The 12,927-nt window shown below is 71.0% G+C and carries 13 protein-coding genes; 9 read left to right on the top strand and 4 right to left on the bottom strand.

Annotation, left to right across the window (positions count from 1 at the left end):
- Position 1: 1 nt before the first annotated feature.
- The gene (locus tag BMZ92_RS30700; protein WP_091514749.1) at positions 2-1,654 is read left to right on the top strand and encodes a DNA repair helicase XPB; all 1,653 of its coding nucleotides are present in this window, start codon (positions 2-4) and stop codon (positions 1,652-1,654) included.
- A gap of 7 nt (positions 1,655-1,661) precedes the next feature.
- Here BMZ92_RS30700 and BMZ92_RS30705 read toward each other — a convergent pair whose 3' ends face one another.
- The gene (locus BMZ92_RS30705; RefSeq protein WP_091514751.1) at positions 1,662-2,510 is read right to left on the bottom strand and encodes an LLM class flavin-dependent oxidoreductase; all 849 of its coding nucleotides are present in this window, start codon (positions 2,508-2,510) and stop codon (positions 1,662-1,664) included.
- Complete coding sequence (locus tag BMZ92_RS30710; RefSeq protein WP_091514754.1) at positions 2,510-3,529, bottom strand: aldo/keto reductase; 1,020 nt, start codon at positions 3,527-3,529, stop codon at positions 2,510-2,512. Before BMZ92_RS30710 ends, BMZ92_RS30705 begins: the two co-directional genes overlap by 1 nt.
- Positions 3,530-3,627: 98 nt before the next feature.
- Between BMZ92_RS30710 and BMZ92_RS30715 the strand changes: the two genes are divergently transcribed.
- On the top strand, positions 3,628-4,206 hold the full coding sequence (locus BMZ92_RS30715) for a TetR/AcrR family transcriptional regulator (RefSeq protein WP_091514756.1): 579 nt from the start codon (positions 3,628-3,630) through the stop codon (positions 4,204-4,206).
- Here the strand turns inward: BMZ92_RS30715 and BMZ92_RS30720 are convergent.
- Positions 4,189-4,905, bottom strand: coding sequence for an arginase family protein (locus BMZ92_RS30720; RefSeq protein ID WP_091514758.1), 717 nt, complete (start codon positions 4,903-4,905; stop codon positions 4,189-4,191). The two genes, BMZ92_RS30715 and BMZ92_RS30720, sit on opposite strands and share 18 nt — an antisense overlap.
- A gap of 25 nt (positions 4,906-4,930) precedes the next feature.
- Between BMZ92_RS30720 and BMZ92_RS30725 the strand changes: the two genes are divergently transcribed.
- Genes BMZ92_RS30725 through BMZ92_RS30735 form a run of 3 tightly spaced genes read left to right on the top strand, consistent with a single transcriptional unit; the run spans position 4,931 to position 7,188 of the window.
- Complete coding sequence (locus tag BMZ92_RS30725) at positions 4,931-5,548, top strand: hypothetical protein (protein ID WP_091514760.1); 618 nt, start codon at positions 4,931-4,933, stop codon at positions 5,546-5,548.
- Positions 5,549-5,588: 40 nt separating this feature from the next.
- Entirely contained in the window at positions 5,589-6,344 is a 756-nt protein-coding gene (locus BMZ92_RS30730; protein ID WP_091514763.1) for a DUF4253 domain-containing protein, read from the top strand.
- A gap of 22 nt (positions 6,345-6,366) precedes the next feature.
- Positions 6,367-7,188 (top strand): DUF72 domain-containing protein, encoded by an 822-nt coding sequence (locus BMZ92_RS30735; RefSeq protein ID WP_091514764.1) that lies wholly within the window; start codon positions 6,367-6,369, stop codon positions 7,186-7,188.
- A gap of 580 nt (positions 7,189-7,768) precedes the next feature.
- Here BMZ92_RS30735 and BMZ92_RS30740 read toward each other — a convergent pair.
- Positions 7,769-8,341: a type 1 glutamine amidotransferase domain-containing protein gene (locus BMZ92_RS30740; protein ID WP_091514767.1), complete on the bottom strand. Its 573-nt coding sequence runs from the start codon at positions 8,339-8,341 to the stop codon at positions 7,769-7,771.
- A 178-nt stretch (positions 8,342-8,519) separates the two neighbouring features.
- On the opposite strand from BMZ92_RS30740, the gene BMZ92_RS30745 reads away from it, so the two are divergent.
- Genes BMZ92_RS30745 through BMZ92_RS30760 form a run of 4 tightly spaced genes read left to right on the top strand, consistent with a single transcriptional unit; the run spans position 8,520 to position 12,743 of the window.
- Positions 8,520-9,332 carry a MurR/RpiR family transcriptional regulator gene (locus BMZ92_RS30745; RefSeq protein ID WP_091514768.1) on the top strand — a complete coding sequence of 271 codons (813 nt, stop codon included), beginning with the start codon at positions 8,520-8,522 and terminating at the stop codon, positions 9,330-9,332.
- A 9-nt stretch (positions 9,333-9,341) separates the two neighbouring features.
- Positions 9,342-10,634 (top strand): MFS transporter, encoded by a 1,293-nt coding sequence (locus BMZ92_RS30750; RefSeq protein WP_091514771.1) that lies wholly within the window; start codon positions 9,342-9,344, stop codon positions 10,632-10,634.
- A complete protein-coding gene (locus BMZ92_RS30755; RefSeq protein ID WP_245783351.1) occupies positions 10,631-11,779 on the top strand; it encodes a M20 family metallopeptidase in 1,149 nt (382 codons plus the stop codon). Before BMZ92_RS30750 ends, BMZ92_RS30755 begins: the two co-directional genes overlap by 4 nt.
- A gap of 28 nt (positions 11,780-11,807) precedes the next feature.
- Positions 11,808-12,743, top strand: a complete 936-nt coding sequence (locus tag BMZ92_RS30760) for an o-succinylbenzoate synthase (protein ID WP_091514773.1) — start codon at positions 11,808-11,810, stop codon at positions 12,741-12,743.
- Positions 12,744-12,927 lie beyond the last annotated feature (184 nt).

Genomic DNA, 12,927 nt, shown 5'->3' on the forward strand with positions numbered 1-12,927 from the left:
CGTGACAGATGGCCCGCTGATCGTCCAATCCGACAAGACCGTGCTGCTCGAGGTCGACCACGCGCAGGCGGACGACGCGCGGATAGCGATCGCGCCGTTCGCGGAGCTGGAGCGGGCGCCCGAGCACGTCCACACGTACCGCATCACGCCGCTCGCGTTGTGGAACGCCCGCGCGGCGGGCCACGACGCGGAGCAGGTGGTGCACGCGCTCACCACGTACTCGCGCTTCCCCGTGCCGCAGCCGCTGCTGATCGACATCGTCGACACGATGGGCCGGTTCGGGCGGCTGCAGATCACCAACTCCCCCGTGCACGGGCTCGTGCTCGTCACCACCGACCGCGCGGTGCTGGAGGAGGTGCTGCGCAACAAGAAGATCAGCCCGATGCTGGGCGCGCGCATCGACGACGACACCGTCATCGTGCACCCCTCCGAGCGCGGCAGGCTCAAGCAGGCGCTGCTCAAGGTCGGCTGGCCCGCCGAGGACCTCGCGGGGTACGTCGACGGCGAGGCGCACCCCATCGCGCTGGAGGAGCAGGGCTGGCAGCTGCGCGACTACCAGCGCGGCGCGGCCGAGGCGTTCTGGGCGGGCGGTTCCGGCGTCGTCGTGCTGCCGTGCGGCGCGGGCAAGACGCTCGTCGGCGCGGCCGCGATGGCCCAGGCGCAGGCGACCACGCTGATCCTGGTCACCAACACGGTCGCCGGGCGGCAGTGGAAGCGCGAGCTGGTCGCGCGCACGTCGCTGACCGAGGACGAGATCGGCGAGTACTCCGGGGAGAAGAAGGAGATCCGGCCGGTCACGATCGCGACGTACCAGGTGATCACGCGCAAGACCAAGGGCGAGTACAAGCACCTGGAGCTGTTCGACACGCGGGACTGGGGCCTGGTGATCTACGACGAGGTGCACCTGCTGCCCGCGCCGGTGTTCCGCATGACGGCGGACCTCCAGTCCCGCCGCAGGCTCGGCCTCACCGCGACGCTGGTGCGCGAGGACGGCCGCGAGGGCGACGTGTTCTCCCTGATCGGCCCGAAGCGCTACGACGTCCCGTGGCGGGACATCGAGGCGCAGGGCTGGATCGCGCCCGCCGAGTGCGTCGAGGTGCGCGTGACGCTCACCGACAACGAGCGGCTGGTCTACGCGACGGCGGAGTCGGACGAGAAGTACAAGCTCGCCTCTACCGCGCACACCAAGACCGCCGTCATCAAGTCCATTTTGGACAAGCACCCCGGCGAGCCGACGCTGGTGATCGGCGCGTACCTGGAGCAGCTGGAGGAGCTGGGCGCCGAGCTGGACGCGCCGGTCGTCCAGGGCTCGACGCGCAACAAGGAGCGCGAGGAGCTGTTCGACAAGTTCCGCCGCGGCGAGATCCAGCGGCTGGTCGTGTCGAAGGTCGCGAACTTCTCGATCGACCTGCCGGAGGCCTCGGTCGCGATCCAGGTGTCGGGCACGTTCGGCTCACGCCAGGAGGAGGCGCAGCGCCTCGGAAGGTTGTTGCGCCCCAAGGGCGACGGCCGTCAGGCGCACTTCTACTCCGTGGTCGCGCGGGACACGCTCGACGCGGAGTACGCCGCGCACCGGCAGCGCTTCCTCGCCGAACAGGGCTACGCGTACACCATCCGCGACGCCGACGCCTACCTCTCCGGCGACTACAGCTGACGCGACCTCACCCGGGGAGGATCTCGTCCGCGACCCACCGCGCCACGCCGTCCGGATACGGCGCGGGCAGGGCCAGGACGAGGTGCCGGAACCCGGCGTCCTCGGCCGCGGCGATCGCGTCCCGGGTCACTTGCGGGCGGTCGTAGAAGACCGGCAGCACCAGGGAACGCGCGATCGACGCGGGGTCACGGCCGATTTCGGCGCAGAAGCGGTCCAGCAGCGCGCTCCGGCCGAGCGCGTCCTCGAGGTCGTCACCCGGGTAGTTCCACACGTCGGCGTGCCGCGCGACCACCCGCAGCGTCGCGGCCGACCGTCCACCGAGGACGAACGACGGTCTACCGACGGGCTTGGGGTTGCAGTACGCGCCCTTCAGCCGGACGTACTCGCCGTCGAATTCGAACGGCTCGTCGTCCGTCCACAAGCGACGGATGACGGCGCACGCCTCGGCGAGCGCGCCGACGGCGTGCGCGGAGTCGTGGAACGGCAGGCCGTGTGCCTCGTACTCCCGGCGCGCCATCGGGACGTCGGGCCGCGAACCCGCGCCGATGCCGAAGTCGAGCCGCCCGCCGGAGACGACGTCCACGGTCGCGGCGATCTTGGCCAGCATCGCCGGCGGCCGGAACCGGTTGCTGGTCACCAGCAGCCCGAGCCGCAGCCGTTCGGTCTGCGCCGCCAGTGCGGAAAGCAGCGTCCAGCCTTCGAGGACCGGCCCGCCGGGGTCGCCGCCGATGGGCATCAGGTGGTCGAACAACCAGGCGTGCTCGATTTCCGGGATGCCGTCCGCCTCCCGCCAGACACGGGCGACGTCGGCGTAGGACACCTGTTGCGGAGCGGTCATGAGCCCGAAGCTGGTCATCACCGCCTCCGCAGCGCCGGGTCGAGCAGCGCGGGCGGGGTGTCCACCTTCTCCTCCGGCGCGAGGTCGACTCCGGGCGCGACGATCGAGTCGATCGCGTCCAGCACGTCGGCGGGCAGCACGGTGTCCGCGGCCGCGAGCTGGGAGCGCACGTGCTCCACGGTGCGCGGGCCGATGATCGCGCTCGTCACCGCCGGGTGCGCGGTCACGAAACCGAGCGCGAGCTGGATCATCGTCAGGCCGGCCTCGTCGGCGACCTTCGCCAGCTGCTCGACGGCTTCGAGCCGCGCGCGGTTCGCGGGGAGGCTGGTGTCGAAGCGCCGCGGGAGCGTCTTCGAGCGGTTGGTCGTGATCTCGCGACCCGCACGCACGGCGCCGGACAGCCAGCCCGAAGCGAGCGGGCTCCACACGAGGACACCGAGGCCGTACTGCTCGGTCACGGGCAGGACGTGGGCTTCGACGCCGCGCTGCAGGATGGAGTAGCTCGGCTGTTCGGTGACGTAGCGGCCGAGGTGGTGCTCGCGCGCGGCCCACTGGGCCTCGACGATGCGGTACGCCGGGAACGTCGAGGAGCCGAAGTAGCGGATCTTCCCCGCGCGCCGCAGGTCGGTCAGTGCCGACAGGGTCTCCTCGTCGCTGGTGAGCGGGTCCCAGCGGTGCATCTGGTAGAGGTCGACGTGGTCGACGCCGAGCCTGCGGAGGCTGTCTTCGAGCGCGGTGACCAGCCAGCGGCGGGAGCTGCCGCGGTGGTTGCGCTCGTCGCCCATCGGCATGGTCGCCTTCGTGGCGAGCACGAGGTCGTCACGGCGGCCCGCGATGGCCCTGCCGACCATCTCCTCGGACACGCCGGTGCCGTACATGTCGGCCGTGTCGACGAGGTTGACGCCGGCTTCGAGCGCGGCGTCGACGATGGCGGTGGCCTCGTCCTGCGTGGTGCCCCCGATGGGGCCGAAGTTCATCGCCCCCAGGACGAGGGTGCTGACCTGGACGCCGGTGCGGCCCAGGGTGCGGTACTGCATGGGAGGGTCCCCTTTGGCAGAATGGGTTAAGCGGAACGTTGCTCCGTCTAACATACGGAACATTGCTCCGCTTGGCAACCACGCACGAGAGGAAGACCGTGGCGAGCACCGGATCGAAGTCCCCGAAGAAGCGGGCCGACGCCCGCCGCAACGAGCAGACCCTGCTGGAGGCGGCCGCGGCCGTGTTCGTCGTCTCCGGGGTGGACGCGCCGGTGCGGGACATCGCCGCGAGGGCCGGCGTCGGGATGGGCACGATCTACCGCCACTTCCCGACCAGGGCGGACCTGGTCATCGCCGTGTACCGGCACCAGGTCGACGCGTGCGCCGAAGCCGGGCCGGAACTGCTGGCGAGCAGCGAAAGCCCGCACGCCGCGCTGACCCGGTGGATCGCGATGTTCGTCGACTTCCTGACCACCAAGCACGGGCTCGCGACGGCACTGCAGTCCGACAACGCCCGCTTCGAGGCGCTGCACGCGTACTTCCTCGACCGCCTCGTGCCCGTGTGCGCCCGGCTGCTCGAAGCCGCCGTGGAGGCAGGCGAGATCCAGCCCGGGATCGAGGGTTACGGGCTGCTGCGAGCGGTCGGCAACCTGTGCGTCGGGGCCGGGGAAGACCCGCGCTACGACGCCCGCCGCATGGTGGACCTGCTGATCGCGGGGCTACGGCTGCCCCGGTAGGCCCGTCAGCTCCGAGAGCAACCGCCGCCGGTTCTCCTGGTCACGGCCGGGTTCCCACGGGCAGGCGACGTGCAGCGCGGCCACCCGGCCGCTGTCGAGCAGGCGCCGGACCGCGGTCAGCACCGCGCTGCGAGTCGGCCCGTCCGGCGCCGGGAACAGCAGGCCCGGCAGTTCTGCGCTGTCGATGACGTCCAGGTCCACGTGCAGGAGGACGGGTCCCTCCGGGATTTCGACGTCGGCCACCGGCACCCGGCGGACCGCCGACGTCGCGAGGTACTCGGCCTCAGCCGGGTCGAGGTCCCGCGCATCCACGAGCGTCACGCACTCCTCCGCGAGCGGCGTGAGGTCGTCGGCCGGCGGCTCGATGGCGAACCGGAGCGCCATCCCGCCCACGTAACCGGAGGTCGAGCTGGCGGGGGTGTGCAGGTCACCGTGGGCGTCGAACCACACGACGGACGGCTCCAGCCCCGCCCGCCGCACGCCTTCGAGCACGCCCAGAGCGATGAGGCAGTCGCCGGAGACGACGGTGGGCCGCTCACCTCGCCGGATGGCGGCCGCCACCTGCTCGGCCACGCCGTCGTGCAGCGCGGCGAGCCGGTCCCACAGGTCGCCGTCGGGCAGCGCGGGCGCGAACCGGGGCGCGTCGAGCGGGAGCGCGTCGTCGGGCAGCCGCTGGTCCTGGTGGTAGGGCACGAGCACGGGTCCAACCTAGCGGCGGACAGGCATGATTTCCCGGCCCGCGTGGAACTCCGGCGAGGTGACCGAGCAACTGCGGCACCGCGTCCCCACGCCGGCACTGCTGCCGCGGTACGTGACCGCGTTGATCACCGCGTGCGTGGCGGGGGTGATCAGCGGGCTCGGCAGTGCGCACTTCTTCGGCTCGGACGGCCTGCAGCGCGCCGTGCCCGCGTTGCTGGTGGCGGTCGTCGTCGGGCTCGTGGTGCTCGCGGTCGGCGCGGGGCTAGTCGCGCGGCACTCGGACCGCGAGACGATCGAGCGGATGGCGAAACACCTCTTATGGGTGACGTTCGTGCTCGCCGCCCTGCCCGGGCTGGCGTGGTTCGCGCTGTGGCTTTCCGGCGGGGACGCGCAGGCGTGGTACGGGCTGGCGGCCGTCGTGGTCGGCGGGCTGCCGCTGTTAGCCGCCTCCCGCAAGCCGTCGATCATACCTCTGACCACGGGTTTCTGCCTCCTCGTCGGCCTCGCGGCGCTGCTGTCGTGGCACCGGCTGTTCCTCCTGCTGCCGATCTCGGCGGCCGTCACCGGGGGCTGGCTGCTGGTGCTCGCGTTGCTCGGCTACGCCCGTCGGCGGGTGCCCAAAACTGTCGTACCCTCGAACTAGTGTTCGGACGCGTTGGCGAAACCTATCGCGAGGGGTACCGATGACCACCGCTTTCTCCGGCACGCTGCCGGGTCTGGACCTGCCCGCCGGCCGCTGGCACGGCCCGCTGTGGCTGACCGACGAGCCGCTGACCGAGCCCGGCCGCTTCCGTGACTGCATCGCGGCGTTCGAGCGCACGGGCCTGTGGCCGGTGCTGGTGCCGCACGACGAGCGGTTCGCGGCGAACGGGGAGGACTGGGTGGACGACCGGGGCAGGCTCGCCCCGGCCACGCACCGGATCGACGCGGTGGACGTGGCGGAGACGTTGTCGCGCTGGTGGGATCCGTTCTGCTGCGCGGGCGGCACGGGCTGCCTGCGCCCGTTCGGGGCGAGTTTCCCTGGCCTGGCGCGGAAATCGCAGCTGCGGGTGGATCCGTACGCCGAGGCGGGCAACACGGGGTCGATCCTCGTGCGCCGCGGCACGTACCGGCTGGGCCTGGTGGCGGTCGAGCGGCCCGCGGACGTCCCCGCCGCGCTGGGCTGGACGGGCATGATCAAGTCGACCGACCAGGTGGCGGCGATCTCCGCGGTGCTGCGCAGCTGGGAGGACCGCTTCGGCGCGACGTTGGTCGTGCTGGGGTTCGACGAGCTGGAGCTGGCGGTGGCGGCGCCGCCCCGGTTGCAGAGCCGCGCGGTCGTGGTGGCGGCCGAGCACAGGGCGTTCTCGGTGCGGAGTTTTTCCGGTCAGCCGGGGAACCTGCGGGAGTACGCGGCGAGCCTGGTGCACCGGCGGCACTGGCGGTTCTCGTGGGACTGAGGAGGATGCGATCGAGCTGAGGATCGGCACGTCGGGCTGGCGGTACCCGCCCTGGCGCGGCACCTTCTACCCGAAGGGCCTCGTGCAGCGACGCGAGCTGGAGTACCTCTCGCGGCGGATGAACTCGGCCGAGATCAACGGGTCGTTCTACTCGTTGCAGCGGCCGGAGCGGTACCGGCTGTGGTACGAGCAGACCCCGGAGGACTTCGTGTTCGCCGTGAAGGGCGGCCGGTACCTCACGCACATGAAGCGGCTGCTGGACGTCGAGGTCCCGCTGGCGAACTTCTACGCGTCGGGTGTGCTGGCGCTGGGGCACAAGCTGGGGCCGATCCTGTGGCAGCTGCCGCCGCAGCTGGCGTTCGACGCGGAAAGGCTGTCGGCGTTCTTCGCGCTCCTGCCCCGTACCACGCACGAGGCGGCGGAGCTGGCGAAGAAGCACGACGACAAGCTGAAGGGGGAAGCGCACACGGATCCGGGCGAGGATCGTCCGTTGCGGTACGCGCTGGAGGTGCGGCATCCGAGCTTCCAGACGCCGGAGTTCCCGGAGTTGTTGCGCGCCAACGGAATCGCGTCCGTGGTGGCGGATTCCGCGGGCACGTGGATCACGCTGGAGGAGGTCACGGCGGACTTCGTCTACGTCCGCCTCCACGGTGACGAGGAGCTGTACACGAGCGGCTACAGCGAGGCGGCGCTGAAGCGCTGGGCGGAGAAGATCCAGCGCTGGCAAGGCGACACCCGCGACGCATACGTCTATTTCGACAACGACACCAAGGTGAAGGCCCCCACGGACGCGATCGCCCTGGCGGAGCTCATGACGGGCGACGCGGGGAAGCGGCGCCGGTAGCTGGCGGCCGAACACCGGGGGTGTGTACGGCATCCGCACCGGGCCCGGGCCTGGCCTTATCTCGCCGCACCCGGGCATCCCGCACCAGCCGCGCCGCCACCCCAGGCTCACGCACCGCACGAGCCACGCCGCCGCACGCTCGCGCACCGCACAGCCCGCCCGCCACCCGCGGCATCCCGCACCGCACGGCCCGCTCCGCCACTCCCGGCTCACCCACCGCGCAGCCCGCGCCGCCGCCCGCCCCCGGCGTCATGCCGCGCCGCGCCACCCACCGCCGCGCCGCCCGGCGCAACCAACCCCGAACAGCCGACAGCCCGGCTCACCCGCGACCTCCCGGAGTCGCAAGGCGGGCCGGGCTGCGAGACAGCCACTCCACCACCGGGGCAGGGCACCCGAGAACAGACCCCGAACGAAACTGCGCCGAGGCGCCCTGTCAACCGGCGGACCGCACAACGGTCACCGCGCAACCGATCACCGCACAACTGGTCATCGCGGAACCATCACCGCGCAACCGATCACCCGCGCAACCGGTCACCGCGGAACCATCACCGCACAACGTTCACCGCGGACCGCACAGCGATCACGCGCTCTTCGCCTGGGCGCGGTGCTTGCCCTCGGCGATCTCCTCGACCATCTTCGCGCAGAAGGCCGGCAGGTCGTCGGGCTTCCGGCTGGTCACGAAACCGCCGTCGACCACGACCTCCTCGTCGACCCACTCAGCACCGGCGTTGCGCAGGTCCGTCTGCAGGCTCGGCCACGACGTCATCCGCCGCCCGCGCACCACATCCGCCTCGATGAGCGTCCACGGCGCGTGACAGATCGCGGCCACCGGCTTCTGCTGGTCGAAGAACCCGTGCACGAACTGCACCACGTTCTTGTCCGTGCGCAGGAAATCGGGGTTCGCCACCCCACCGGGCAGCACCAGCCCGTCGTAGTCGTCCGGCGAAACGTCGGTCACGACCTTGTCCACCGGGAAGGTGTCCGCCTTGTCGAGGTGGTTGAAGGCCTGGATCTCGCCGCTCTTGGTGGACACCAGCTCCGGCTGCCCGCCTGCCTGCTGCACCGCCTTCCACGGCTCGGTCAGCTCGACCTGCTCGGTGCCCTCCGGCGCCACCACGAACGCGACGCGCTTGCCGGCGAGTTCGTTCGCCACGGTCGCACTCCTTCCGTCCTCGAAGACCTCTGAAAAATCCGTTCCCGCACCGCATACCCCGCCGCCGCGAAGCACGAAACATCGCGGCGTTTACCAGTCCGAAACGCGCCGACCCCTTGCCAACTGGAATCTAGATTGCAAGCATCGAGGTGACTGCAACCGATCTTACGGAGCTGGCATGCTGGCCGAGCGGATCCGCGACCACGCGGGAAGCCTGTCGAAGACCGACCGGCTCATCGCCGAGCACCTCCTCGAACACCGGGAGGAGCTGCCCTTCCTGCGCGCCGCCGAGATCGCCGAACGGCTCGGGGTCAGCGCCGCCAGCATCACCCGCTTCGCGCAGCGCCTCGGCCTCGACGGCTACCCCCGCCTGCAGGACGAAGTGCGCCTGGAACTACGCGCCGCCCTCGCCCCGCCGACACCGCCGACGCAGGGCGAAGGCCGCTTCGCCCACCTGTGGGAGCGCGAGCTGCAGAACCTCGAAGCCCTGCGCCGCCTGCCCGAGGACCTCCTCGACGGCGCCGCGCGCATGATCGCCGACGCCGCCAACGTCTGGGTCATCGGCGGGCGCGCCTCGCAGGCGCCTGCCGAGATGCTCGCCTACTCCCTCGGCCGCGTGCGCGACCGCGTTCGCCCGCTGCACGCCTCGGCGCTGCACGAGGCGGAAGCCCTCCTCGACCTGGGACCAGGCGACCTCCTCGTCGCGCTGTCGTTCCGCCGCTACAGCTCCAGCACCGCCCGCATCGGCCGCCTGTTCGCCGAGCGGGACGTCCCGATCCTGCTGATCACCGACGACGGCAACCCCTCACTGGCCGGCCTCGCGAAGCTCGTGCTGCGCGTGTCGAGCAAGGCGCCCGGCGCCCTGCCCTCGATGACGGCCGCGACCAGCCTGTCCCTCGCGCTCACGCTCGGCGTCCTCGGCTACTGCGGCGGCGACCGCCTCGAAGCCGGTGAACAGCTCAGCCGCGAGCTGCACGCCTTCGAAGACTGAAAGGGAACCATGACCGAGATCCAGGCGGCGCCCGCGAGCACGCGCCGCATGACCCCGGCACAGCGGCGCGCGGTGTTCGCCGGGGCGATCGGCAACGCCGTGGAGTGGGTCGACTGGGCCGTCTACTCGACGTTCGCCTCGGTGTTCAGCGGCCAGTTCTTCCCCGCTGGCAACGAAACCGCCGCCCTGTTGTCGACGCTGGTGGTGTTCGCCGTCGGCTTCTTCATGCGCCCGATCGGTGCCGCCGTGCTGGGCAGTTACGGCGACCGCCACGGCCGGAAGAAGGCGATGACGCTCACCATCGGGCTGATGGCGGGCGCCGCGCTGGTCATCGCCGTGTGCCCCGGGTACTCGAAGATCGGCCTCGCCGCGCCGGTCGTGCTGTTGCTCGCCCGGCTCGTGCAGGGTTTCTCGGCCGGTGGTGAATTCGGCACGTCCTCGGCGTTCCTGGTCGAGTCGGCCGCGCCGGGACGCCGGGCGTTCGCCGGTTCGTGGCAGCAGGTTTCGGTCGGGGCGGGCACGCTGATCGCGTCGTTGCTCGGCACCGTTTTGACGTCCACACTGGACAGTGCCGCGCTGCAGAGCTGGGGCTGGCGCTTGGCTTTCGCCGTCGGTGGTCTGCTGGGTCTAGTAGGGTTGTGGTTGCGGGTCTCGGTGCCCGAGACGGAGTCGTTCAAGCAGGTCGCGCCGGAACGCAGGCGCAACCCGCTCAAGACGATGCTGCTGGAGCACCCGGGTGCCGCGCTGCGGGTCGCCGGAATCACCATCGCCGGCACCCTCACCTACTACCTGTGGGTGAGCTACCTGCCCTCCTACGCCCACGTGACGACCGGCATCCCGCTCAAGACCGCCTTGCTGGCGAACACGATCGGGCTCGCCCTCTTCCTCGTCCTGCTGCCGTTCGGCGGGCTCCTGTCGGACCGGTGGGGCCGCAAACCGACGCTGCTGCTGTTCGCCGCCGGGTTCGCCGTGCTCGCGTGGCCGCTGTTGTCCTTGCTGGACAACAGTTTCTGGAACGTTTTCGTCGTCGAGCTGGTCGGGCTGGTGCTCATCGTCGGCTACTCAGCGAACTGCGCGGTGGTGATGGCCGAGCAGTTCCCGCCGGAGGTCCGCACCACCGGTATCGCCCTGCCGTACGCGCTCGCCGTCGCGATCTTCGGCGGCACCGCGCCCTACATCACCACCTGGATGAGTACCTCCGGCCACCGGGACCTGGTCTGGGTCTACGTCGTGGTCGCCGCGCTGATCGGCGTGCTCGTGTACGCCACGATGCCGGAAACGAAAGGGAGAGAACTGAAGTGACCGACCCGAAAGCGTTGCTGGACTGGGTTTCCGGACACCGCGACGACCTGCTGGCCGACCTGCGGACGTACGTGGAACTGGAATCCCCCAGTGGCGACAAGGAGTCCCTGAACACCACACTGGCGTGGCTGGGTTCCTGGCTCGGCGAGCGCCTCGGCGAGCCGGAGCGGCTCCACCGGGTCGACGGCGGTGCGTACGGCGACATCGAGGTGCGTGACTACCCCGGCACGGGTGACAAGCCGATCCTGTTGCTGTGCCACTACGACACGGTGTGGCCACTGGGCACGCTCGCCGAGATCCCGTTCCGGATCGACGGCGATCGCGGCACCGGTCCGGGCATCTTCGACATGAAGTCGGGTCTCGTCCACGCCGTGTGGGCGCTGCGGGCGCTGGACGCGTTCGGCCTGCCGCGACCGCCGATCCGGTTGCTGCTCAACGGTGACGAGGAGATCGGCAGCCTCGCGTCACGTCCCGTCATCGAGGCGGAGGCGCGGGGGGTCGCTGCCGCGCTGGTGTTCGAGGCGAGTGCCGCGGGCGCGATCAAGACCGGCCGCAAAGGCGTGGGCATCTTCCGTGTCGAGGCGACGGGCGTCGAGGCGCACGCGGGCCTGGACCCGGAGAAGGGCTGCAGCGCGATCGACGAGATCGCGCGTGTCGTGCTGTACCTGCACGGGCTGACGGACCTGTCGCGCGGGACGAGCGTCAACGTCGGGATCATCGAGGGCGGGACCGGCACGAACGTGGCGGCGGGCCGGGCGAGCGCGCGGCTGGACGTGCGGGTCGCGAGCCAGGACGAGGCGGAGCGGATCGACCGGGCGCTGGCCGACCTGCGCCCGCACGACCCGCGCGCGACGCTGGAGGTGTCGGGCGAGTGGAACCGGCCGGTGATGGAGCGCACGCCGAGCACGGTCGCGCTGTACGAGCGGGCGCGGGACATCGCGCGGGAGCTCGGGATCCAGCTGGAGGAGGTCACGGTGGGCGGTGCCAGCGACGGGAACTTCGTGTCCGCGCTGGGCGTCCCGGTGCTCGACGGGTTCGGCGCGGTCGGTGACGGTGCGCACGCCCGGCACGAGCACATCAGTGTCCAGGGCATGCTCGAACGCACGGCCCTCGCGGCGGCGACGCTCACCGCACTGGCGGGCTAGGCGGCGGTCCGGCTGGGACAATGGGGGGATGGAGTCCGTCTACGCCATCCCCCTGCACAACCGGTTCCGCGGCATCACCGTCCGGGAGGGCGTACTGTTGCACGGCCCGGCGGGCTGGGGCGAGTTCTGCCCGTTCGCCGACTACTCGGACGCGGAAAGCGCCCCGTGGCTCGCGGCGGCGGTGGAGGCCAGTGAGGTGGGCTGGCCGGAGCCGGTGCGGGACCGCGTAGAAGTGAACACGACGGTGCCGGTCGTGTCGCCGGAGCGGGCGTACGAGCTGGTCGCGGCGTCGGGCTGCCGCACGGCGAAGGTGAAGGTCGCCGATCCCCGCTCGTCACTGGCGGACGACTGTGATCGGGTCGCCGCGGTGCGTGACGCACTGGGCCCGTCCGGCGCGATCCGCATCGATGCGAACACGGCGTGGGATGTGGACACAGCGGTAAAGTCGATCAGGGAGCTTGACAGGGCTGCGGACCGCCTGGAGTACGCCGAGCAGCCCTGTCCGTCCATTGAGGACTTAGCGGCGGTCCGCCGCCGCGTAGATGTCCGAATCGCCGCCGACGAGTCGATCCGCCGCGCAGAGGACCCACTGAAGGTAGCGGTCGCCGACGCGGCAGACGTGGCCGTGATCAAGGTAGCCCCACTCGGCGGTGTGCGGCGAGCACTGGAGGTCGCGGAAGCGTGCGGCCTGCCGTGCGTGGTTTCGTCGGCGGTGGAGACGAGCGTCGGCCTCGCGGCAGGCCTGGCACTGGCAGGCGCCCTGCCCGCACTGGACTTCGCCTGCGGCCTGGGCACAAGATCCCTACTCACAGGCGACGTGACCAGCGAGGAACTGTCCCCTGTGGACGGTTACTTGCCGGTGCTGCGAACCGCACCGACCCCAGACCGCTTCGACGAATTCGCCGCCCCAGAAGAAACCCGGAAACACTGGCAAGCCCGCCTAACCAGAATCCAAGCACTCTGACGCCCACACCGCCCACACACCGCACCCAGCAACGAAACGGAAGCGGCCCCACGCCCCGCTCCTCCCCCGCCTCGATCCCCAGCTGCCTTAGAGATCAGTTCAGAATGAGCTTGCGTAGGCAGATGATTGAGCAGGCCACGCTGAGGATGGCCTGGTGGACATCGGCTCGGCGTTCAGTGCGGAG

Origin of the sequence: Amycolatopsis sacchari (assembly GCF_900114035.1) — a bacterium.
GTDB classification, from domain to species: domain Bacteria; phylum Actinomycetota; class Actinomycetes; order Mycobacteriales; family Pseudonocardiaceae; genus Amycolatopsis_E; species Amycolatopsis_E sacchari.

Bases quoted from the DNA above. Each gene is read 5' to 3' on its own strand.
- BMZ92_RS30745 (WP_091514768.1), top strand. From the start codon at position 8,520: ATGCTGGCCGAGCGGATCCGCGACCACGCGGGAAGCCTGTCGAAGACC.
- BMZ92_RS30725 (WP_091514760.1), top strand. From the start codon at position 4,931: ATGATTTCCCGGCCCGCGTGGAACTCCGGCGAGGTGACCGAGCAACTG.
- BMZ92_RS30710 (WP_091514754.1), bottom strand. From the start codon at position 3,529: ATGCAGTACCGCACCCTGGGCCGCACCGGCGTCCAGGTCAGCACCCTC.
- BMZ92_RS30760 (WP_091514773.1), top strand. From the start codon at position 11,808: ATGGAGTCCGTCTACGCCATCCCCCTGCACAACCGGTTCCGCGGCATC.
- BMZ92_RS30730 (WP_091514763.1), top strand. From the start codon at position 5,589: ATGACCACCGCTTTCTCCGGCACGCTGCCGGGTCTGGACCTGCCCGCC.
- BMZ92_RS30705 (WP_091514751.1), bottom strand. From the start codon at position 2,510: ATGACCAGCTTCGGGCTCATGACCGCTCCGCAACAGGTGTCCTACGCC.
- BMZ92_RS30750 (WP_091514771.1), top strand. From the start codon at position 9,342: ATGACCGAGATCCAGGCGGCGCCCGCGAGCACGCGCCGCATGACCCCG.